This is a genomic window from Pedococcus sp. P2_A3 (genome assembly GCF_056405035.1).
The window spans coordinates 39329-59810 of record NZ_JBFUCW010000017.1 but is presented as its reverse complement, the minus strand read 5'-3'; the positions used below and the strand labels follow the sequence as shown (position 1 = coordinate 59810).

Annotated in this window: 20 protein-coding genes; 10 read left to right on the top strand and 10 right to left on the bottom strand. The window is 70.1% G+C overall.

What is annotated here, in order from left to right; translation table 11 throughout:
- The first annotated feature begins 107 nt into the window (after positions 1 to 107).
- From lysS to AC1DX8_RS14435, 4 genes are all read left to right on the top strand, one after another.
- Positions 108 to 1565 carry a lysine--tRNA ligase gene (gene lysS, locus AC1DX8_RS14450; RefSeq protein WP_477630669.1) on the top strand — a complete coding sequence of 486 codons (1458 nt, stop codon included), beginning with the start codon at positions 108 to 110 and terminating at the stop codon, positions 1563 to 1565.
- Entirely contained in the window at positions 1562 to 1747 is a 186-nt protein-coding gene (locus tag AC1DX8_RS14445; RefSeq protein WP_477630626.1) for a lysyl-tRNA synthetase, read from the top strand. Before lysS ends, AC1DX8_RS14445 begins: the two co-directional genes overlap by 4 nt.
- 76 nt (positions 1748 to 1823) lie before the next feature.
- Complete coding sequence (locus AC1DX8_RS14440) at positions 1824 to 2156, top strand: histone-like nucleoid-structuring protein Lsr2 (RefSeq protein WP_477630625.1); 333 nt, start codon at positions 1824 to 1826, stop codon at positions 2154 to 2156.
- Positions 2157 to 2359: 203 nt separating this feature from the next.
- Positions 2360 to 2815, top strand: coding sequence for a (2Fe-2S)-binding protein (locus AC1DX8_RS14435; RefSeq protein WP_477630624.1), 456 nt, complete (start codon positions 2360 to 2362; stop codon positions 2813 to 2815).
- A 41-nt stretch (positions 2816 to 2856) separates the two neighbouring features.
- On the opposite strand, the gene ligD (AC1DX8_RS14430) is transcribed toward AC1DX8_RS14435, so the two are convergent.
- Complete coding sequence (gene ligD / locus AC1DX8_RS14430) at positions 2857 to 3738, bottom strand: non-homologous end-joining DNA ligase (protein ID WP_477630623.1); 882 nt, start codon at positions 3736 to 3738, stop codon at positions 2857 to 2859.
- Positions 3731 to 4675 carry a non-homologous end-joining DNA ligase gene (ligD, locus tag AC1DX8_RS14425; RefSeq protein ID WP_477630622.1) on the bottom strand — a complete coding sequence of 315 codons (945 nt, stop codon included), beginning with the start codon at positions 4673 to 4675 and terminating at the stop codon, positions 3731 to 3733. The genes ligD (AC1DX8_RS14430) and ligD (AC1DX8_RS14425) overlap by 8 nt, the downstream gene beginning before the upstream one ends.
- A 104-nt stretch (positions 4676 to 4779) precedes the next feature.
- Between ligD (AC1DX8_RS14425) and ku the strand changes: the two genes are divergently transcribed.
- Positions 4780 to 5676, top strand: coding sequence for a non-homologous end joining protein Ku (gene ku, locus AC1DX8_RS14420; RefSeq protein WP_477630621.1), 897 nt, complete (start codon positions 4780 to 4782; stop codon positions 5674 to 5676).
- A 60-nt stretch (positions 5677 to 5736) separates the two neighbouring features.
- Here ku and AC1DX8_RS14415 read toward each other — a convergent pair whose 3' ends face one another.
- The 3 genes from AC1DX8_RS14415 to AC1DX8_RS14405 all read right to left on the bottom strand — a co-directional run bounded on the left by AC1DX8_RS14415 (position 5737) and on the right by AC1DX8_RS14405 (position 8326).
- On the bottom strand, positions 5737 to 6492 hold the full coding sequence (locus tag AC1DX8_RS14415) for an ABC transporter permease (RefSeq protein ID WP_477630620.1): 756 nt from the start codon (positions 6490 to 6492) through the stop codon (positions 5737 to 5739).
- A 1-nt stretch (position 6493) separates the two neighbouring features.
- Positions 6494 to 7510: an ATP-binding cassette domain-containing protein gene (locus tag AC1DX8_RS14410; RefSeq protein ID WP_477630619.1), complete on the bottom strand. Its 1017-nt coding sequence runs from the start codon at positions 7508 to 7510 to the stop codon at positions 6494 to 6496.
- Positions 7511 to 7681: 171 nt separating this feature from the next.
- A complete protein-coding gene (locus AC1DX8_RS14405; RefSeq protein ID WP_477630618.1) occupies positions 7682 to 8326 on the bottom strand; it encodes a PadR family transcriptional regulator in 645 nt (214 codons plus the stop codon).
- 50 nt (positions 8327 to 8376) lie between these two features.
- On the opposite strand from AC1DX8_RS14405, the gene AC1DX8_RS14400 reads away from it, so the two are divergent.
- Positions 8377 to 9204 (top strand): Fpg/Nei family DNA glycosylase, encoded by an 828-nt coding sequence (locus AC1DX8_RS14400; protein ID WP_477630617.1) that lies wholly within the window; start codon positions 8377 to 8379, stop codon positions 9202 to 9204.
- 5 nt (positions 9205 to 9209) lie between these two features.
- On the opposite strand, the gene AC1DX8_RS14395 is transcribed toward AC1DX8_RS14400, so the two are convergent.
- From AC1DX8_RS14395 to AC1DX8_RS14375, 5 genes are all read right to left on the bottom strand, one after another.
- Positions 9210 to 10346, bottom strand: a complete 1137-nt coding sequence (locus AC1DX8_RS14395; protein WP_477630616.1) for a VWA domain-containing protein — start codon at positions 10344 to 10346, stop codon at positions 9210 to 9212.
- 2 nt (positions 10347 to 10348) lie between these two features.
- Positions 10349 to 11335 (bottom strand): vWA domain-containing protein, encoded by a 987-nt coding sequence (locus AC1DX8_RS14390; protein ID WP_477630615.1) that lies wholly within the window; start codon positions 11333 to 11335, stop codon positions 10349 to 10351.
- Positions 11332 to 12258, bottom strand: coding sequence for a DUF58 domain-containing protein (locus AC1DX8_RS14385; protein WP_477630614.1), 927 nt, complete (start codon positions 12256 to 12258; stop codon positions 11332 to 11334). Before AC1DX8_RS14385 ends, AC1DX8_RS14390 begins: the two co-directional genes overlap by 4 nt.
- Positions 12237 to 13274: an AAA family ATPase gene (locus tag AC1DX8_RS14380; RefSeq protein WP_477630613.1), complete on the bottom strand. Its 1038-nt coding sequence runs from the start codon at positions 13272 to 13274 to the stop codon at positions 12237 to 12239. Before AC1DX8_RS14380 ends, AC1DX8_RS14385 begins: the two co-directional genes overlap by 22 nt.
- Before the next feature lie 80 nt (positions 13275 to 13354).
- Positions 13355 to 14227: a S1C family serine protease gene (locus tag AC1DX8_RS14375; protein WP_477630612.1), complete on the bottom strand. Its 873-nt coding sequence runs from the start codon at positions 14225 to 14227 to the stop codon at positions 13355 to 13357.
- A 198-nt stretch (positions 14228 to 14425) separates the two neighbouring features.
- Here AC1DX8_RS14375 and paaK point away from each other — a divergent pair, with 198 nt between their 5' ends.
- The 4 genes from paaK (at position 14426) to AC1DX8_RS14355 (ending at position 20463) form a co-directional block, all read left to right on the top strand.
- Positions 14426 to 15703 (top strand): phenylacetate--CoA ligase PaaK, encoded by a 1278-nt coding sequence (gene paaK / locus AC1DX8_RS14370; RefSeq protein ID WP_477630611.1) that lies wholly within the window; start codon positions 14426 to 14428, stop codon positions 15701 to 15703.
- Between the two features lie 80 nt (positions 15704 to 15783).
- Positions 15784 to 16296 carry a hypothetical protein gene (locus tag AC1DX8_RS14365; protein WP_477630610.1) on the top strand — a complete coding sequence of 171 codons (513 nt, stop codon included), beginning with the start codon at positions 15784 to 15786 and terminating at the stop codon, positions 16294 to 16296.
- Between the two features lie 285 nt (positions 16297 to 16581).
- Positions 16582 to 19104 (top strand): ATP-dependent Clp protease ATP-binding subunit, encoded by a 2523-nt coding sequence (locus AC1DX8_RS14360; RefSeq protein ID WP_477630609.1) that lies wholly within the window; start codon positions 16582 to 16584, stop codon positions 19102 to 19104.
- A gap of 186 nt (positions 19105 to 19290) precedes the next feature.
- Positions 19291 to 20463 (top strand): LCP family protein, encoded by a 1173-nt coding sequence (locus AC1DX8_RS14355; protein WP_477630608.1) that lies wholly within the window; start codon positions 19291 to 19293, stop codon positions 20461 to 20463.
- Positions 20464 to 20482 lie beyond the last annotated feature (19 nt).

The window sequence follows — 20482 nt, the reverse complement described above, 5'->3', positions numbered from 1 at the left end:
GGGCACTGTATGCCGGTCGGTACCCTTTGCGGGTGAGCCAGACCCCCGAAACCACCGCCACCGGCGTGAGTGACACCAGCGTGAGTGACACCGACCTGCCCGAGCAGATGCAGGTGCGTCGCGACAAGCGGGACCGGTTGCTGGCCGAGGGGAAGCAGGCCTTCCCGGTGACGGTGCCGCGCACCCACACGCTGGGAGAAATCCGCGAGCAGTGGGGACACCTCGAGACCGGCGAGGAGACCCAGGACGTCGTCGGGGTGGCCGGCCGGGTCATCTTCATCCGCAACACCGGCAAGCTCGCGTTCGCGACCCTCCAGGAGGGGATCGGCACCCGGCTGCAGGTCATGCTCAGCCTCGCCGAGGTCGGTGCGGACGCGCTCGCCGAGTGGAAGTCCACGGTCGACCTCGGTGACCACGTCTTCGTCGAGGGACGGGTCATCTCGTCGCGTCGCGGTGAGCTCTCGGTCATGGCCACGCGGTGGGAGATGGCCTCGAAGGCGCTGCGTCCCCTGCCGGTGCTGCACAAGGACCTGTCGGAGGAGTCCAGGGTCCGGCAGCGCTACGCCGACCTCATCGTGCGCCAGGAGGCGCGTGACATGGTGCGCACCAAGGCAGCCGCGCTCTCCGCGATCCGTGGGGTGCTGGAGGGGCAGGGTTACCTCGAGGTCGAGACCCCGATCATCCAGCTGGTCCACGGTGGGGCGGCGGCTCGTCCGTTCCGCACCCACATGAACGCGTTCGACCAGGAGATGACCCTCCGGATCGCCTTGGAGCTCAACCTCAAGAAGGCTGTCGTCGGCGGCATCGACAAGGTCTACGAGATGGGCCGCATCTTCCGCAACGAGGGTGTCGACGCCACCCACAGCCCCGAGTTCACGATGCTCGAGGCCTACCAGGCGTACGGCGACCAGACCACGATCGCCGCCCTGATGCGCGACGTCTACCTCGGCGTGGCCGACGCGCTGGGTTCGCGCCAGGTGGCGACCGCCGCGGGCACGGTCGACCTCGACGGCGAGTGGCGCTGGCTGCCGGTCTACCAGGGCGTGTCCGAGGTGGTGGGTGAGGTCGTCACGATCGACACCGACGTCGAGACGCTGCGCGGGTATGCCGCGAAGCACGACGTCGCCATCGACCCCGCGTGGGACAAGGACAAGGTCTTCCTCGAGCTGCTCGGAGAGCTCGTCGAGCCCGGCCTCCTGCAGCCCACGTTCCTGTGTGACTACCCCGCCGTCGCCCAGCCCCTGGCCCGACCGCACCGCAGCGAGCCCGGGCTGATCGAGGCCTGGGACCTCATCATCGCCGGGGTCGAGCGCGGGACCGGGTTCTCCGAGCTCGTCGATCCCGTGGTGCAGCGCGAGGTGCTGACCGCCCAGTCGGTGAAGGCGGCGGGCGGTGACCCGGAGGCGATGCAGCTCGACGAGGACTTCCTGCGGGCCCTGGAGTACGGCGCACCCCCGATGGGTGGTCTCGGGTTCGGCGTCGACCGCCTCGTGATGCTGTTCACCGATGCGAGCATCCGCGAGACGATCCTCTTCCCCCACCTGAAGCCCGAGGTGTCTCGATGAGCGGTGTCTGGCCCTACATCGCCGCGCTGATCCCGTCGGCCGGGGTCGGCTTCCTCTTCTGGCTGGTCATCAAGAACATGATCGAGGGCGACCGAAAAGAACGGCTCGCGCATTCCCAGTGGGATGCCGATCACCCTGAGAACCCACCCGTTCGCGATAATTCAAAAGGCGCCGACAAATAGGTTCGACATTCATTTCCCCTTTCTTGGGTGAACCGATAGTTTGGCTCGACAAGAATGTCTGCGGAAAGGATTCCTGATGGCCCAGCGCGTCAACATCGTGCTCGAGGACGACCTCGACGGTTCCGAGGCCGACGAGACCGTGACCTTCGCCCTCGACGGCGTCACGTACGAGATCGACCTCAACGCGAAGAACGCCGCGGCCCTGCGCGATGCGCTGGCGCAGTATGTCGGTCACGCCCGTCGCGCCGCCGGCCGCCGTGCCGCTGGTCGACCGGCCGCCGCCAGCCGGGGCACCGGCAAGCGTGACMTGGCCGACGTGCGGGAGTGGGCGCGTTCCAATGGTCACCAGGTGAGCGATCGCGGGCGCATTTCCGCCGAGGTCCAGGCCGCCTACGACAAGGCGCACTGACCCTGGAGGTCACCTACGTCCCGGTGGGTTCGCCAGCACGTCCGGGCGCAGCAGGAGATCCAATACGTCCGGGCGCAGTAGGAGATCCAGTACTTTCCTGGGATTGGCGCGACATTGTCGAAAAGCAGCGCGCCGGAATCGACGCATTCCATGAGTGGCGTGCCCGGCTGAGCCTCACGACCGCTCGTCAGCACGCTGCCGTGGTGCCGCAGTCGATGCCGGCGGCGTTCGTGCTGCAGTGGACCCTGGAGGCGGCTGCGGAGGCGGGGGTGTACGCGGCCCGGCACCACCCGTGGGTCGTGCACCCCTTCGAGGCAGCGTTGAGCTTCGCGCTGCAGCCGAGCCAGCTCTACCCCGTGGCCGCGCAGTTCGAGCGTCCGCGAGTGACGTCCGCGGCACTGGACGACCGGCTGGACGCCGCCCGGGCGGCATACCGGGCCGACGCGCTCGAGCTGGCGCTCGGCTACCACTCGCCGGTCAAGCTGGGCGAGCACACCCGACGCGGCATGGTCGACGACGTGTGGGCCATGACCCTGGCCCGGGCCAGCGGCCAGCGTCCGCCGCGGCGCGCGTCGTGCTGCTTCATCTACGTGTTGCCCGGCGTGCACGAGTGCTCGGGCTGCCCGCGCGTGCCCGGCCCACCCCTTCCCGCAACCTGAGCGCCCCAGGGGGCGCTCAGGTTGCGGGAAGGGGTGCCGAGCTAGCCGAGCAGGTCGGCCAGGAGGTCGCCGTCGGACTCGAGGCGGTCGAGCACCTCGTCGAACATGAGCTGCTCGAACTTCCTGCCCTCGGCTCCGGCCTCCACCTCGTCCCACGACCGGGGAGCCGCGACCGTCGGCGTCTCCTTGCCGCGCATCGAGTAGGGGCACACCGTGGTCTTGGCGGCGACGTTCTGGCTCCAGTCGAGGAAGATCTTGCCGGGGCGCAGCGACTTGGTCATCTTCCACACGATGAGGTCGGGGTGCTTCTTGGTGAGCTCCTGCGCGAGCTGCTGGGCGAGGTCCCTCGTCTGGTCCGAGGTCAGGTCGCCGGGCAGGCCGGCGTAGAGCTGCATCCCCTTGCTGCCGCTGGTGACCGGGAAGAGGTCGAGCCCCAGCGAGCCGAGGCGGTCACGCACCATCAGGGCCACCTGGGCGCATTCCTTCAGCCCCGCGGGCGAGCCGGGGTCGAGGTCGATGACCAGCCGGTCGGGGTGCTGGCGCTCGCCGTCGAGCACCCGCCACTGGGGGATGTGCAGCTCGATGGAGTTGAGGTTGATCAGGTAGGTCAGGTGCGCGAGGTCCTCGACCATCGGGTAGGTGACGTCGTCGATCTGGACGCGGGGCAGCCACGAGGGCGCTCCCGATGGCAGGTTCTTCTCGAAGAAGCTCTGGTCGCCGGTGCCGTGCGGCCAGCGCACCCGGGTCAGCGCCCGGTCGGCGAGGTGGGGGAGGAGCACGTCCGCCACCTGGGCGTAGTAGCTGAGCACCTCACCCTTGGTCGTCTCGGTGGACGGGAAGAGCAGCTTGTCGAGGCTGGTGAGCTTGAGGGTCCGTCCTGCGACCTCCACCCGGGTGGCCTGCGGGGTGTAGCGCTCAGGCACCGTCCACCTCCTGGAGGTCCTCGGGCCTCAGGTCGGCGCGCAGGCCGAGGTATGCCGGCTGGCGCAGCCTCCCGTCGCGCGTCACCTCCAGCGTGCGAGCCTCGACGACGACCACCGGGTCGACCCAGGTCGCGCCCACGCTGTCGAGCCGCGGCACCTCGTCGCTGAAGGGCGAGTCCGTCCTGGTGTGCGGCGCGAGCGCCTCGGCGAGCTGCGCTGCCGCCCGTCCGGCGATCCCGCTGCCCATCCGACCGGCGAACCGCCACCCGCCCGCGCCGTCGGGCACGCCGAGCAGCACGGCACCGAGCCGACCCGAGTCGTTGGTCTTCTCCGGCCGCCAGCCCCCGACCACGGCAGAGATCGTGGTGCGGTGGGGCGACTTGAGCCAGTCGCCCGAGCGCCGCCCCGGCAGGTACGGGGCCGACCGGCGCTTGCTCACGACGCCCTCCAGGCCCTGCTCGAGGGTCGCGGCGAAGAGCTCCCTGCCGTCCTCGTAGACCGGTGGCACCTGCCAGTGCCGTCCCGCCAGGTCGAGCCGCTCGAGCAGCTCCCGTCGCGCCGACAGCGGCTGGGCCGTGAGGTCGGAGCCGTAGAGCCGCAGCAGGTCGAACACCATCAGGGTCACCGGGCGCACCGCAGAGAGCCGCTCGGCCTTGCGTCGGTCACGTACGTRCATCCGGTCGGCGAGGGCCCCGAACGACGGCCGGCCGCCGTCAAGGGCGACGACCTCCCCGTCGAGGAGCATGTCGTCGTAGGCCTTCGCCAGCGGCTGCAGCTCGGGGAAGCTCACCGTCACGTCGTTCCCGATCCGCGACGTGAGGGTCAGGACCCCGTCGTGGACGTCGGCCAGCACCCGCATGCCGTCCCACTTGACCTCGTGCAGCCACTCGTCGCCGTCGGGAATGACGGTCGTGGGGCTGGCCAGCATGGGGCGCATGGGGCCATCCTGACGCATAGGCTGGTTCCCACGTGCGAGGCCGAGGGGTCTCGCCAGGGACGGGGGCCTGTCCACGGGCAGGCAGACGGGAAGGACGAGCAAGCATGCGAGCGATCTGGAAGGGCGCGGTGTCCTTCGGCCTGGTGAACGTGCCGATCCGTCTCTACTCCGCCACCGAGAACCACGACGTGCAGTTCCGCCAGGTGCACCGTGAGGACGGCGGTCGCATCAAGTACCAGCGGGTCTGCAGCATCGACGGCGAGATCGTGTCCTACGACGACATCGCCAAGGGCTACGAGACCGAGGACGGCGAGATGGTCGTCCTGACCGACGAGGACTTCAAGGACCTCCCGGCCAGCAGCAGCAAGGAGATCTCGGTCGAGAAGTTCGTCCCGGCCGAGCAGATCGACCCGATGCTCTACGACAAGTCCTACTACCTCGAGCCCGACAAGGCGTCCACCAAGCCCTACATCCTCCTGCGTGACGCGCTCGAGAAGGAGAACCGCGTCGCGGTGGTGACGGTCTCGATCCGCACCCGGATGACCATGGCCGTGCTCCGCGTGCACGAGGGAGTCATCCTCATGCAGACCATGTTGTGGCCCGACGAGATCCGCAAGCCCGACTTCGCGACGCTCGACGACGACGCCAAGGCCACCAAGCAGGAGCTCGCCATGGCCGACCTGCTCATCGAGCAGCTGGCCGGCGACTACCAGCCCGACGACTACGAGGACGACTACGCCGCGGCGCTCCAGTCCCTGGTGAAGGCCAAGGTCGAGGGTGGCGAGGTGCAGTTCACCCCCGAGTCGAAGGACGAGTCGGGCGAGGTCGTCGACCTGCTCGCAGCCCTCAAGAAGTCGGTCGACAAGGCCAAGGCCTCACGGGGCGAGTCGACCTCCGACAGCGCGCCGGCCGCGAAGAAGACCACCGCCACGAAGGCCGCTGCCACGAAGTCCGCCGCCAAGAAGACCACCGCGAAGAAGGCGGCCAAGAAGGCCAGCTGACGCCAACCGCCGGTATGCCGCGTGGCTGGGCCACGCGGCATACCCGGGTCGGGTGGACAGCTAGGCGTTCTCCTTGCGGAAGGTCGCGGTGCCCCACCAGAGGGCGATGGCGAAGAGCACGACCGCCCAGAGGCTGCCCCACATCACGCCGTTGGCTCCGAAGTCGCCGAGGAACGATCCGCGCACACCGTCGGTGATCCAGCGGAACGGCATGAAGTCGCTGGTGCGCTGCAGCCACTCGGGTCCGATGGTCATCGGCAGGAGGATGCCCGAGAGCAGCAGCACCGGCATCATCACGACGTTGATGACCGGCGCCATGACGTCCTCGCTCTTCGTGGTGAGCGCCAGGGCGTTCGAGGCCGCGGCGCAGGCGCCACCGACCAGCAGGGTGAGCAGGACCCCGAGCACGACCCCGCCCAGGGGGGCGTCCATGCCGACCCAGTAGCCGAGCCCGACCAGCACCAGTGCCTGCACCAGGAGCTGGAGCAGGTCGCGCCACAGCCGTCCCATCAGCAGGGCCGTGCGGCTGGCTGGGGTCACCCGCTCGGCCTCGATGACGCCGTCGCGCCACTCGGAGATCAGGCCGAAGCCGGCGAAGAAGGCCCCGAACATGCCGAGCTGGACGAGCATGCCGGGCACGAAGAAGGTCCAGGTGTTCTCGACGCCGAGCTGCTGGGCCATCGGCTTGAGCAGCGGCCCGAAGAGGAACAGGTAGAGGATCGGCTGCATCAGGCCGATCAGCACCCAGGCGGGGTTGCGCAGGTTCATCCGCAGCTGGCGGCGGAAGACGATGAAGGACTCACGCAGGAACTGCACGTCACTTCTCCTTCGAGGTCGGGTCGGCCGGGGCTGAGGACTCCGCGTCGCGCAGTGAGCGGCCGGTGAGGGTGAGGAAGACGTCGTCGAGGGTGGGGCGCAGCACCTCGATCGACTCGAGGTCGATGTCGGCTCCCCGCAGGTCCGCCAGCAGTCCGGGCACCGCCTTGCCGGCGCGTTGCACCCGCGCGCGGACGTGGTTGCCGTCGATCTCGACCGCGTCGCGGCCGGCGCGACCCGACTCGGCGATGGCGTCGAGTCGTTTGGCCGCCTCGGCCACGAGGTCGGGGTCGGCCACCTCGAGGTCGACCAGGTCGCCGGACACCTGCGCCTTGAGGTTGTCGCTCGTGTCGGCGGCGATGATCTTGCCGTGGTCGATGATGATGATCCGGTCGCTCAGCGCGTCGGCCTCGTCGAGGTAGTGGGTGGTGAGGAAGACCGTGGCCCCGCGTCGCTTGCGCAGGTCGGCGATGTGGGTCCAGAGGTTGGCCCGGGCCTGTGGGTCGAGCCCGGTCGTCGGCTCGTCGAGGAAGACGAGGGTCGGCTCGTGGATCAGCCCCATGACGATGTCGAGCCGACGGCGCTGGCCGCCCGACATGGTCTTGGGCTGACGCCCCCAGAGTCCTTCGAGGTCGAGCTGCCCGAACAGCTCCTGACCGCGGCGGCGGGCGTCCACGGCCGACATGCCGTAGAGCATCCCGTGGTCGACGACCTCGTCGCCCGCGCGCGCGAACTGGCCGGTGGCCCCGCTCTGGGAGACATAGCCGATCGACCGGCGGACCTTCTCGGACTCCTTGACGACGTCGAAGCCGGCCACCGTGGCGGTGCCCTCCGTCGGGCGCAGGAGCGTGGTCAGCATGCGCAGCGTCGTGGTCTTGCCGGCGCCGTTCGGCCCGAGGAACCCGACGACCTCGCCCTCGGCCACGTCGAGGTCGACGCCGTCGACGGCGCACACCTCGCCCTTCTTCCGGCCCTCGCGTGTCTGGAAGGTCTGCACCAGACCTCGTGCGTGGATCATCGTCCGCTCCCTTGCCTGCTCATCGTCGTGCCGTCTCGACCACTGTTGTTCAAGGTTGAACACCCCAAAGTGTTCAACATTGAACATGGGGGCGTCAAGCCATCGGCCAGCCGGGCGCCATCACGTGGTCAGCCCGGCGCCAACAACGTAGACCGGCGCACCGACACGGACTCATCGCTGACGGGCGATGAGCTCCACGTACCGCTGGCGGTCGGTGGCCATCTGCCAGCCGGGGTCGTCTGCCGGTGCCTGCCAGTCGGCGGGCTCCCCGCGCAGACCGAAGTCGCCGCGGTCCACCCGCGCGATGAGCTGCACCAGCCACTCGCGCTCGGTCTGCCCCATCCCCATCCAGAGGTCGGCGAGGGCGAGCACATGGGGCGGCACCGCGTCGGCGGGGACCTCGCGGGACAGCTGCTCGCGGGTCCTCGCGTCCAGGTTCGCCAGCCGGGTCTGCAGCGCCTCACGCACCGCGGTCCGGCTCATCAACGGCATCAGGGCCAGGCCCGTGTGGAAGGGCAGTGGCGACAGCAGGTCGGGCGCCTCGACCGCCGCGCGCCAGAGCTTCTCGAACTCGCGCCGCCCGAGCGGTGTGCTCGTGTAGACCGCGACCTCTCGGCTGCCGTCGACCAGGTCGTGCCGGTCGAGGTTGCCCTGCTTCGCCAAGGTGGCCAGTCCCGAGTAGATCGAGCCGGGGTTGACGTGCGCCCAGTCCTCGACCTGCCAGGACAGCAGCTCGCGACGCAGCTGGTAACCGTTGACCGGCTCGAACAACATGACGGCGCCGAGCAGCAGGAGTCTGGTCTCGGTGGCCGCCATGGGGTGCAGTGTAGGAGGCAGCCGGACCGACAACCCGTGATGATGGCCCCATGCCCGAAGGCCACACCCTGTTCGCGCTCGCCCGTGACCTCGACGCGGCATACCGCGGCACGCAGCCCACCGCGACGAGCCCGCAGGGCCGCTTCGCGGCCGGCGCGGCATTGATCGACGGCCGCACCTTCCTCCACGCCACCTCCTGGGGCAAGCACCTCTTCGCCGAGTTCGATGGCGACGCCTGGCTGCACGTGCACCTCGGCCTGATCGGCACCTTCACCATCGACGAGCACCGGTATGCCGGGGAGCCGCCGGTCGTGGGCCAGGTGCGGCTGCGGCTGGCCACCGACGACCACGTGGCCGACCTCCGCGGGCCCAACCTCTGCGCCGTGATCACRCCGGAACAGGTCGAGGCCGTGACCTCTCGCCTGGGGCCGGATCCGCTACGGCCAGAACCAGATCCGGAGCTCGCCTGGCGCCGGATCGCCCGCAGCAGCAAGTCGATCGCCGAGCTGCTCATGGACCAGTCGGTGCTGGCCGGGGTGGGCAACGTCTACCGCAGCGAGGTGCTCTTCCGGAAGCGCGTCGACCCGTTCCGCCCGGGTCGAGAGATCCGGCGCTCGACCTGGGACGCCATCTGGCTCGACCTCGTCGACCTGCTCCCGCTGGGGGTGGCGACCGGCAAGATCGTCACCGTGCAGGAGCAGGTCGACGAGGTCAGGGCGAGGCTGGCGGCGGGGTCGGTGGACCGCTTGACCGAACGCCGGTCGTACGTCTACAAGCGGCAGGGGGAGCGGTGCCTGGTCTGCGGCTCGAGGATCCGCACCATGGTCGTGGGAGGACGGAACCTGTTCTGGTGCGGTCGCTGTCAGCGCCGCCGCTGACCGTCCTACTGGGGGTGGGCGGCCCACCGACCGGCGAGCCAGAGCCCGAGGAGCAGCACCAGGGCCGCGAGCCCGGCGAAGGCGACGCTCACCTCGATGTCGCGCTCCTGCACGTCGACGTGCTTGGGCAGGTCGTTGRGCACCCCTTGGAGCTGGTCGGCGTCGCTGGCCTTGAAGTACTCGCCGCCCGTGGTGCTGGCGACGTTGCGCAACGCTGGCTCGTCGACCACGAGGAAGTTGCGGCCGCCCGGGCCGATCCCCCCACCGAAGCCACCGGGGGGACCGTCGAAGAGACCGCCGCCCAGCTGGTCGCTCGTGCAGACCATCTGCGTGGGCTCGGTGGTGCCGAAGCCGATGGGGAAGACCCGCACCCCGCGGGCGGCGGCCTGGATCGCGGCCTCCTGGGGGCTGACGCCGCGGGTGTTGGCCCCGTCGGTGAGGAGCACGACGATCTCCGGGACCGTCTTGGCCTTCTGGGGCTCGGGGGTGCCGGGGGTGCCGGAGCCGCCCGGCGTGGGTGACTGCGGGTCGGCTCCCTCGCCGGTGCCCGTGCCGGTGCCGCCTCCGGTGCCGTCCCCGGTGTCCGCCGGGGCGACCGCGGGGTTGATCTCCGAGATGGCGTCGATCGACTTGAGGATCGCCGCACCGATGGTGGTGCCACGACCGGTGGTCAGGCCGTCCACGGCCTTGCGCAGGTCATCCTTGTTCGTGGTCGGTGCCACGGCGACCTGCGCGAACCCCGAGAACACCACCAGCCCGATCCGGGTGCGGTCGTCCTGCGCGTCGATGAACTGCCGCACCGCCTCCTGCGCGGCCGCGAGCCGGTTCGGGGTGACGTCGGTGGCGCACATCGAGCCCGAGACGTCCACCGCCAGGATCACCGCCGAGCTCGACACCGGCACCTCGGCGCGCACCTGCGGTCGTCCGGCCGCCAGTCCCAGCAGGGCCAGGCTGCCCAGGACGAGGGCCAGCGGCACGTGACGGCGCCACCTCCGCTGGCGGGGGAGCACTGCGCGGATGAGGGCGACGTTGGAGAAGCGCACCGCGTTGCGGCGCCGCCGCCGCAGCTGCCACAGGTATGCCGCGACGAGGACGGGGATGGCCAGGAGGCCGAGCAGGGCGTAGGGGAGGGCGAACGTCATCGCTAGACCACCCTTCCCGAGCGGACGATCGAGACGCCGGCGCCCAGCAGGAGCAGCACCGCTGCCGCGGCCGCGAACCACGACGTGACCTCGCGGCGCTCCGTGCGGGCGGTCCAGGTGAGGTCGATGTCGTTGTAGACCTTGCTCAGGGCGGTCGCGTCGCTGGCGGCGTAGTAGGCGCCGTCCGTGGTGTCGGCGATCTGCTTGAGGGTGGCCTCGTCGAGGCGGGTGGCGATCTGGAAGCCGTCGACCTCGAGCACCGTGCCCTGTGGGCTGCCGAGTCCGATGGGGTAGATCCGGACGCCGGCGGTCGAGGCCAGCTGGGCGAGGACCAGCGGGTCGGGGTCGGTGGTGTTCTCGCCGTCGGACAGCAGGACCACGGCCGACGACCCGTAGTAGCCGAGGTCGTCGCCCCCGGCCGTGCCGTCCTGTCCGGTCTCGTCGACGCTGATCGGCTTGCCCGCGATGGCGCTGATCGACGAGACGATCCCGCGCCCCAGCGCGGTGCCTCCTTGGGGCGTGAGCCGGTCGATGGCAGCCAGCACCTCGGCGCGGTTGTCGGTCGGCTGCTGGGAGATCACCGCCGAGTCGCCGAACGCCACCACTCCCAGCCTGATCGTCGAGGGTTGCTTCGCGACGAAGGTGCGCGCCGCCGCCTTGGCGGCGTCGAGGCGGGTGGGGGACAGGTCCTTGGCGGCCATGCTGGTCGAGACGTCGAAGGCCAGGACCACCGTGCCCTCCCGGCGTGGCTCGGCCACCGTGGCGGCCGGCCGCGCCAGCGAGGTCAGCAGCAGGGTGAGCGCGGCGAGCAGGAGCAGCGGCGCCACGTGGCGCCACCGGTCGGGGGGGCCGGTCCCCGCGGCGACCAGCCCTTCGGCCGCGAGCCGGGCCCGCCCACGCTCGCGCCTCCGCAGCTGGCCGCGGTAGGCGGTCACCAGCAGGGGGACCGCGAGCAGGCTGAGCAGCAGCAGCGGCCACGTGAAGGTCATCGCCGCCTCCGACGCCGGAGCTCGGAGATGCGCGCCAGCGCGCGCACGAGGTCGTCGTCGGTCGCGACCGGGTGGATCTCGGTGCCCGCCCTGCGCGCCGCCGCGACCAGGGCCTCCTGGCGCTCGGCCGCGGCCGTCGCCAGCCGCTCGCGGAAGACGGGGTCGTTCGTGTCGACGAAGATCTGCTCGCCGGTCTCGGCGTCCTCCACGTAGACCATCCCGACGGCGGGCAGCTCGGACTCGCGGGGGTCGACCACCTGGATGGCGACGACGTCGTGCCGGCGGGTCAACAACGACAACGGCCGTTCCCAGCCCGGCTGGGTGATGAAGTCGGAGACGATGACCAGCAGCGAGCGGCGGCGGGCCAGGCCGAGCGCGGCCCGCAGCAACCGCGAGAGGTCGGTCGTGTCCTTGCCCGGGCTCGGGGTCGGCGGGCTGAGCAGCGCCTGGCTGATCCTCAGCACGTGCTTGCGACCCTGTCCCGGAGGGATCGTGGAGATGTCACCGTCGAACAACGCGGCGCCGACGTGGTTGCCACCACGGGTGAGGATGTGGGCGATGGTGGTGGCGATCTCGGCCAGCACCAACGACTTCTGGCGGTCGACGGGGCCGAACCCCATCGACGCCGAGCGGTCGAGCAGCAGCCACGCGGTGACCTCGCGGTCCTCCACGTACTCGCGGACGAAGGGCGTGTCCATGCGGGCCGTGACGTTCCAGTCGATGTGCCGCGGGTCGTCGCCCGGTTCGTACTCACGCAGGTCGGTGAAGTCGATCCCCGTCCCGCGGAAGAGGGTCCGGTAGTCGCCCTGCAGCCGCCCGTCGAGCCGGCGCACGACGCGCCACTCCAACCGCCGGAGCAGGCGCTCGGCGGTCAGTGGCCCGGACGGAGGTGGCCCGGTGCTCAGCGCGGTCCGGTCGTCCACGAGGTCTCGGTGCTCGTCTGGTGCTGTCGCCGGTCGCGCAGTGGCACGTCCGGCATGCTGACGGCGTCAAGGATCGGGGTGAGCAGGTCGTCAGGCCCGATCCCCTCGGCGAGGGCCTCGTAGGACAGCACCAGGCGGTGGCGCATCACGTCGCGGGCCAGGTCGCGCACGTCCTGTGGGCGCGCGAAGTCCCGACCGCGCAGGAACGACAGCGCCTTGCCTGCGAGGACCAGGTTGATCGACGCCCGCGGGCTCGCCCCGAACGAGAGGTAGCGGGCGAGGTCGGGCAGCCCGACCGTGCCCGGCGAGCGGGTCGCGGTCGCCAGCCGCACGGCATACTCGATCACCGCCGGGTCGACGTAGACGGCGTCGGCCTGCTTCTGGAACTCCACGAGCTGCCCGGGCTCGAGCACCCGCTGGGCTGCCTCGAAGGTCGTCGTCATCCGCTCGACGACGACGAACTCCTCTGAGGCCGTGGGGTATCCGATGAGGGTCTTGAGCATGAAGCGGTCGACCTGCGCCTCGGGCAGCGCATAGGTGCCCTCCGACTCGATCGGGTTCTGGGTGGCCATCACGAGGAACGGGTCGGGCGCCTTGAAGGTCTCGCGGCCGATCGTCACCTGGCGCTCCTGCATGACCTCGAGCAGCGCGCTCTGGACCTTGGCGGGTGCCCGGTTGATCTCGTCGGCGAGGACCAGGTTGGCGAACACCGGTCCGAGCGACACCTGGAACTCGCCGGCCTTCTGGTTGTAGATCCGGGTGCCGATGACGTCGGCGGGCACCAGGTCGGGCGTGAACTGGATGCGTTGGAACTCGCCTCCCACCGCCTGCTCGAGCGTCTTGATGGCCATGGTCTTGGCCAGCCCCGGCACGCCCTCGACCAGGAGGTGGCCCCGAGCCAGCAGCGCGACGAGCATGCGCTCGAGCAGGAGGTCCTGGCCGACGATGGTCTTCTTCACCTCGTAGAGCGCCTGCTCCAGCGGGTGCTGCCGACCGAGATCGGGGTGCGGTTCCATGCGCTCTCCTCGGGGTGCGATGTGCGTCTGCGGTGCGGCTGGTGCGGTGCGGCTATTGCGGTGCGGCTGGTGCGGTGCGGCTATTGCGGTGGGGTGCCGGCGACTCCACCGGCAGTGGCGATCGGTACCGCGAAACCGATCCCGACGAAGAAGTTCTGTTCCGAGGGGTTCGCCAGTCCGGTCACGATGCCGATCACCTGACCGCCCTTGTTGAGCAGCGGTCCGCCCGAGTTGCCGGGGTTGACGGCCGCGTCGAACTGGATCAGTCCCTCGAGGGTCTGGTTGTCGTTGACCCTGATCTTGCGGTCGAGTGCGGAGACCACTCCCGCCGAGAGAGATCCGTTGAGCCCCAACGGATGCCCGAGCGCGAACACCGGGTCGCCGACCTGCGCGCCGCCACCCAGCACGGCGGGGACGACCACCTGGGGGAGGCGCTCCGGTGTGAGGACGGCGATGTCGGTGGCCTTGTCCTGCTCCTTGACGCCAGCGGGTGACGAGGTGCCGTCCGAGAAGGTCACCTCGATGCTGCGATCGCCCTCGACGACGTGCAGGGCAGTCAGCACCGACCCGTCGGCGCTGACGACGACGCCCGCGCCGGTGCCGCGCTGGGCGCCGTTGGCACCGGTGCGCTGGGTCGCGATGGTGACGAGTGACGGCAGTGCTGCCCGGTATGCCGCGGCGGCGTCCGGAGGAGCCTTGGCCGCTTCCGCCTGGGCCCTGGCGATGCCGTCCTGCACCGCCTTGTTGACGTCGGTGGCGGTGATCGGGGGAGTCTCTGGCCCTCGAGTGAGGGCGTAGGCGCCGACGGCCAGCAGGGCCACGACGAGGAAGGTGGCCAGGAGCCACAGGCGCGGGGCCGGCACGAGGGCGACCCGCCGACCCGGGGCGCGCGGGTGCTCGTCGGCCACCCCCTGGGGCGGATCGACGACGAGGGGCGCGCCCAGCCGGTCCACCTTTGCGAGCGTACGTCCGATCCTCGTCCGGCGATACGGGAGTGCGGGATTCACGGACAACTCTCAGGTTCGCCCTCGCCGGCCGCCGCTAATGACCGCACGGCACCCGCGGCACACCGGCGGCACGCGGCATGCCCGCGGCACACCGCCACACCGCGGCATACCCGCGGAGGAGGCGTCGGCCGTAGATTGCCGCCCATGGACACCGTCGTCTCCACCGTCGAGGAACTGCGCGCGCTCCAGCTGGAGCGGATGCGCTGGAGCCTGTCGCACGCCTACCAGAACGTGCCCCACTACCGAGCGGCGTTCGACGCAGCCGGCGTGCGGCCCGCCGACCTCCAGTCCCTCGCCGACCTCGCCCGCTTTCCCTTCACCGCCAAGGCCGACCTGCGCGACAACTACCCGTTCGGGATGTTCGCGGTGCCGCGCGAGCAGGTGGTCCGGGTGCACGCCTCGAGCGGCACGACGGGCAAGCCCACCGTCGTCGGCTACACCCGCGACGACATCGACATGTGGGCGCAGGTGATGGCGCGGTCGATCGAGGCGGCCGGCGGGCGTCCCGGCGACCTGCTGCACGTCGTCTACGGGTACGGCCTCTTCACCGGAGGGCTCGGGGCCCACTACGGCGCAGAGCGACTCGGGTGCACGGTCGTGCCGGTCAGTGGCGGCATGACCGAGCGACAGGTGCAGCTCATCGAGGACTTCCGGCCCCGGATCATCATGGTGACGCCGTCCTACTTCCTCGGGATCCTCGACGCGATGGAAGCGCAGGGCATCGACCCGAAGTCGACCTCCCTCGAGATCGGCATCTTCGGCGCCGAGCCGTGGACCGAGCAGATGCGCGAAGAGGTGGAGCGCCGCAGCAACATCCGCGCGGTCGACATCTACGGGCTCTCCGAGGTGATCGGCCCGGGGGTGTCACAGGAGTCGGGTGAGACGCAGGACGGGCTGCACATCTGGGAGGACCACTTCTACCCCGAGGTGGTGGACCCGGTCACCGGGGAGGTGCTCCCCGACGGCCAGGAGGGCGAGCTCGTGTTCACCTCGCTCACCAAGCAGGCCATGCCCGTGGTCCGGTACCGCACCAGGGACCTCACCACCCTCATGCCCGGCACGGCCTTCCCGCAGTTCCGCAGGATGGCCAAGATCACCGGGCGCAGCGACGACATGATGATCGTGCGGGGCGTCAACGTCTTCCCGTCGCAGATCGAGGAGCACCTGCTCACCGTCGAGGGCCTGACCCCGCACTACCTGTGCGTGCTCACGCGACCCGGCCGGATGGACGAGCTCACCGTCCAGGTCGAGGCTGCCGCGGCCGACTCGACGCCCGAGCAGCGGGCCTCGATGGCCGCCGCCCTGCGCAAGCGGGTCAAGGACCGCGTGGGCGTGACCGTCCGGGTGGAGGTGCTCGAGCCGCACGCGCTCGAGCGTTCGCTGGGCAAGGCCAAGCGGATCTCCGACCAGCGACCCCGCTGAGGTCGGCCCGCGAGCAGCGGGCTGTTCGCCTGCAGCGGACAGCCAGCGCTCTTCGCCGGTAACCGTGTAATCATCATTACATGGCAACGAAGACAACGGCAGAAGCATGGCTGGCCGGCCGGCTTCCCACCGACTGGTTCACCGGCCCCGTCGAGGTCACCCGTGACCGCGACGAGCTCATCATCCGGGGGACCCTCGCCGAGCCTGAGCTCGGCGACGACTCCGACGACACCGACCGCACCATCGCGGCGCGCGGCCGGATCAAGTCCTTCCGCGAGGACACCCGCGAGCGGCGCATCGAGATCGCTCGTGAGCTCGAGCACCTCAGTGGCCGCAAGGTGTCCTGGGGGGTGCGGGTCGGCGAGACCGAGGCCCTCTTCACCCACCTGGCGGCTCCCGTCATGACGCGGCTGCGCCAGTCCGAGCGCCAGGTGCTCGACACCCTCGTCGAGGCGGGGGTCGCCAAGTCGCGGTCCGAGGCGCTGGCCTGGTGCGTCAAGCTCGTCGGGGAGAAGTCCGACACGTGGCTCGGTGAGCTCCGCGAGGCGATGGCGCAGGTCGACGAGGTCCGCAAGAAGGGGCCCACGGGCTGAACCATGCCCCCCGGCATACCCGTCTCATCTCTATCGGGCGAGAGAGCTGGGGTATGCCGCGCGGGCAGCCACGCGCGGCATACCTCGCGTCGCGTCCGCCCACGGCGAACATGAGCCGACCCGGCTCAGGTCGGGGAACAGGTGGGGGGCGCCCCGCGTTCCCCCAACGAGTCGTACGACAGGGGTTGAATTTCGTCCCGATCGGGTATCGGTCCACGGAAGGCACACGCCGGGTCCCCGTCGCACGGATAGCATCGAGGTGATCTCGATAGGCAGGAGCAGAAGATGTTTGAACGGTTCACCGACCGGGCCCGTCGGGTGGTCGTGCTCGCGCAGGAAGAAGCGCGCATGCTCAACCACAACTACATCGGCACGGAGCACATCCTGCTCGGTCTCATCCACGAGGGTGAAGGCGTCGCCTCCAAGGCTCTGGAGAGCCTCGGCATTTCGCTGGAGTCGGTCCGCGAGCAGGTGCAGGAGATCATCGGCCAGGGGCAGCAGGCCCCGAGCGGCCACATTCCCTTCACGCCGCGAGCGAAGAAGGTCCTCGAGCTGAGCCTGCGCGAGGCGCTGCAGCTCGGCCACAACTACATCGGCACCGAGCACATCCTGCTCGGCCTCATCCGCGAGGGCGAGGGTGTCGCCGCCCAGGTCCTCGTCAAGCTGGGCGCYGACCTCAACCGCGTGCGGCAGCAGGTCATCCAGCTGATCTCCGGCTACCAGGGCAAGGAGGGTGGCTCGGGCGCCGGTCTGTCCGGCAACGTCCAGCAGGAGGGCACCCCCGCGGGTTCGCTCGTGCTCGACCAGTTCGGCCGCAACCTCACCATGGCTGCCCGCGAGGGCAAGCTCGACCCGGTGATCGGGCGTGAGAAGGAGATCGAGCGGGTCATGCAGGTGCTGTCCCGCCGCACCAAGAACAACCCGGTCCTCATCGGTGAGCCCGGCGTCGGCAAGACCGCCGTCGTCGAGGGCCTGGCCCAGGACATCGTCAAGGGCGAGGTGCCCGAGACCCTCAAGGACAAGCAGCTCTACACCCTCGACCTCGGCGCCCTCGTCGCCGGCAGCCGCTACCGCGGCGACTTCGAGGAGCGGCTGAAGAAGGTCCTCAAGGAGATCCGCACCCGCGGCGACATCATCCTGTTCATCGACGAGATCCACACCCTCGTCGGTGCGGGTGCCGCCGAGGGCGCGATCGACGCCGCCAGCATCCTCAAGCCGATGCTGGCCCGCGGTGAGCTCCAGACCATCGGTGCCACGACGCTCGACGAGTACCGCAAGCACATCGAGAAGGACTCGGCCCTCGAGCGCCGGTTCCAGCCGATCCAGGTCGCCGAGCCGACGCTCAGCCACGCGATCGAGATCCTCAAGGGCCTGCGCGACCGCTACGAGGCGCACCACCGGGTGTCCATCACCGACGGCGCCCTCGTCTCCGCGGCCAACCTCGCCGACCGGTACATCAACGACCGGTTCCTGCCGGACAAGGCGATCGACCTCATCGACGAGGCGGGCGCGCGGTTGCGCATCCGCCGGATGACCGCACCGCCGGACCTGCGCGAGTTCGACGAGAAGATCGCGGCCGTGCGGCTGGAGAAGGAGTCGGCCATCGACGGCCAGGACTTCGAGAAGGCCGCCAGGCTGCGGGACGACGAGAAGAAGCTGCTCACCGCCAAGGCGGAGCGCGAGACGCAGTGGAAGTCCGGCGACATGGACGTCGTGGCCGAGGTCGACGAGGAGCTCATCGCCGAGGTCCTGGCCGCCAGCACCGGCATCCCGGTCTTCAAGCTCACCGAGGAGGAGTCGAGCCGACTGCTCCACATGGAGGACGAGCTGCACAAGCGCGTGGTCGGCATGGACGACGCCATCAAGGCGATGTCGCAGGCGATCCGTCGCACCCGCGCCGGTCTGAAGGACCCGCGTCGTCCCGGTGGCTCGTTCATCTTCGCCGGTCCGACCGGTGTCGGTAAGACCGAGCTCGCCAAGACGCTCGCCGAGTTCCTCTTCGGTGACGAGGACAGCCTCATCCAGCTCGACATGTCGGAGTTCTCCGAGAAGCACACGGTGTCGCGGCTCTTCGGCTCGCCCCCCGGCTACGTCGGCTACGAAGAGGGTGGCCAGCTCACCGAGAAGGTCCGGCGCAAGCCGTTCTCGGTCGTCCTCTTCGACGAGGTCGAGAAGGCCCACCCCGACATCTTCAACACGCTGTTGCAGGTGCTCGAGGACGGCCGCCTCACCGACTCCCAGGGTCGGATGGTCGACTTCAAGAACACCGTCATCATCATGACGACCAACCTCGGCACGCGTGACATCACCAAGGGTTCGCTCGGCTTCTCGGCCGGTGCGGACACCCGCAGCGACTACGACCGCATGAAGAACAAGGTCACGGACGAGCTCAAGCAGCACTTCCGTCCCGAGTTCCTCAACCGGGTCGACGACATCATCGTCTTCCCCCAGCTCACGCAGGAGGAGATCGTCGCCATCGTCGATCTCGAGATCGCCAAGCTGGACAAGCGGCTCAAGGACAAGGACATGGGCATCGAGCTCACCATCGAGGCCAAGAACGTGCTGGCCAAGAAGGGCTACGACCCCGTGCTCGGTGCGCGGCCGCTGCGTCGCACCATCCAGCGCGAGATCGAGGACGTCCTGTCCGAGAAGATCCTCTACGGCGAGCTCAAGGCCGGCGAGCTGGTGCTCGTCGGGGCCGAGGGCGAGGGCAAGAGCGCGACGTTCTCGTTCGTCGGTACCCCCCACCCGGGCAGCATCGAGCTCCCGGTCGTGGAGACGGTGGGCGACTCCGCCGACGCCGGCTGAGGCAGCACGCCCGACAGAGACGGGGTATGCCGCGTGGTCACCACGCGGCATACCCCGTCTTCGCGTGCGGCGCGGACCCGGGCACGACCCGGAGCCCTCGACGGTCGCAGCCACCTGACCAGCAGGTATGCCGTGAACACCGGACCGTTTCGCGCCGTGGGAGCGCCCCGGCATACGCTGGAGCCCGTGTCTGAGTCCTTCCTGCCCCGCCGCTCCGTCCTGGTCGGGCTGCTCGCAGCCCCCCTGACCGTCGCCGCCTGCTCGGGTGACAAGCCCAAGGCCTCCATCACGAGCAGCGCCGGCGCTCCGTCGACCACCACCACGACCACGGCCACGACCCCGCCGCCGACGGTGACCGGGCCCGGGTTGCCGGCCGACCTGCTCGCGGTGATGTCGTCGGTGTACGTCGGGGGCAAGGTGCGGGCGACCCCCGCCGCCACCGCCGTCCTGGCCAAGCGCACGCCGATCCCCGCAGGGGTGGCCGTCACCGGTGGCGTCGGCACGTGGCAGGGCACGCCGATCGCGGTAGTCGCGCACGAGGGTGACGTCACCCTCCTGGTGAAGGACTCCTCCTGGGCGGTCGTGGGTGGCTGGTGGCCCTCCCTCAAGGCCGCCGCAGTCCCCACCCCGACGACCCGGATCCTCGCCGTCGGATCGGACGCCCGGCCCGGCCAGTCCCCCGAGAAGTGTCGTGCCGACGCACTGCACATCATCGGCGTGGACGACAAGGGTGTCGGCGGGATGGTGGGCCTGCCCCGCGACGCGTACGTGCCCCTCTCGACCGGCGGCACCGACAAGATCAACGCCGCCCTCGTCTACGGCGGCACGAACGGCATCGTGAGCACGATCGAGCGGACCACCGGCGTGCAGATCGACGGCTACCTGCTGACCGGCTTCAAGGGGTTCCGCGCGATCATCGACGGCGTCGGGGGTATCCCCTACGTCTCCAAGGTGCTGCTCAAGAGCGACGGCGGCACCCTGCTCGTCAAGGTGGGCAAGAACATCCTCGACGGCTCGACCGGCCTCGGGCTCGCCCGCGAGCGCCACAGCCTGCCCAACGGCGACTTCGGTCGGTCGGCGAACCAGGGCTCGATCCTGCTGGCCGGCATGGCGGTCGCCAAGGCGAGGGGGCCGGCGGGGCTGCCCAAGCTGCTCACCGTCATCGGCGCCAACGTCAAGACCGACATCACCGCGCCGATGGCCCTCACCCTGGCCGCTTCGGTGTTCCGCTCCGGCAAGGTGGCCAACCAGGTGGCCCAGGGCGGTGTGGGGATGAAGGGCGGCGCCTCGGTCGTGCTCCTCAACAGCAGCGCCCGGGCGCTGTTCGCCGACATGAAGGACGGTCGGCTCGGTGCCTGAGAGCGCCGCCCCTGGCAGC

Bases quoted from the DNA above. Each gene is read 5' to 3' on its own strand.
- AC1DX8_RS14365 (WP_477630610.1), top strand. From the start codon at position 15,784: ATGGCAACGAAGACAACGGCAGAAGCATGGCTGGCCGGCCGGCTTCCC.
- AC1DX8_RS14410 (WP_477630619.1), bottom strand. From the start codon at position 7,510: ATGATCCACGCACGAGGTCTGGTGCAGACCTTCCAGACACGCGAGGGC.
- ku (WP_477630621.1), top strand. From the start codon at position 4,780: ATGCGAGCGATCTGGAAGGGCGCGGTGTCCTTCGGCCTGGTGAACGTG.
- lysS (WP_477630669.1), top strand. From the start codon at position 108: ATGCAGGTGCGTCGCGACAAGCGGGACCGGTTGCTGGCCGAGGGGAAG.
- paaK (WP_477630611.1), top strand. From the start codon at position 14,426: ATGGACACCGTCGTCTCCACCGTCGAGGAACTGCGCGCGCTCCAGCTG.
- AC1DX8_RS14445 (WP_477630626.1), top strand. From the start codon at position 1,562: ATGAGCGGTGTCTGGCCCTACATCGCCGCGCTGATCCCGTCGGCCGGG.
- AC1DX8_RS14390 (WP_477630615.1), bottom strand. From the start codon at position 11,335: ATGACCTTCACGTGGCCGCTGCTGCTGCTCAGCCTGCTCGCGGTCCCC.
- AC1DX8_RS14380 (WP_477630613.1), bottom strand. From the start codon at position 13,274: ATGGAACCGCACCCCGATCTCGGTCGGCAGCACCCGCTGGAGCAGGCG.
- AC1DX8_RS14405 (WP_477630618.1), bottom strand. From the start codon at position 8,326: ATGGCGGCCACCGAGACCAGACTCCTGCTGCTCGGCGCCGTCATGTTG.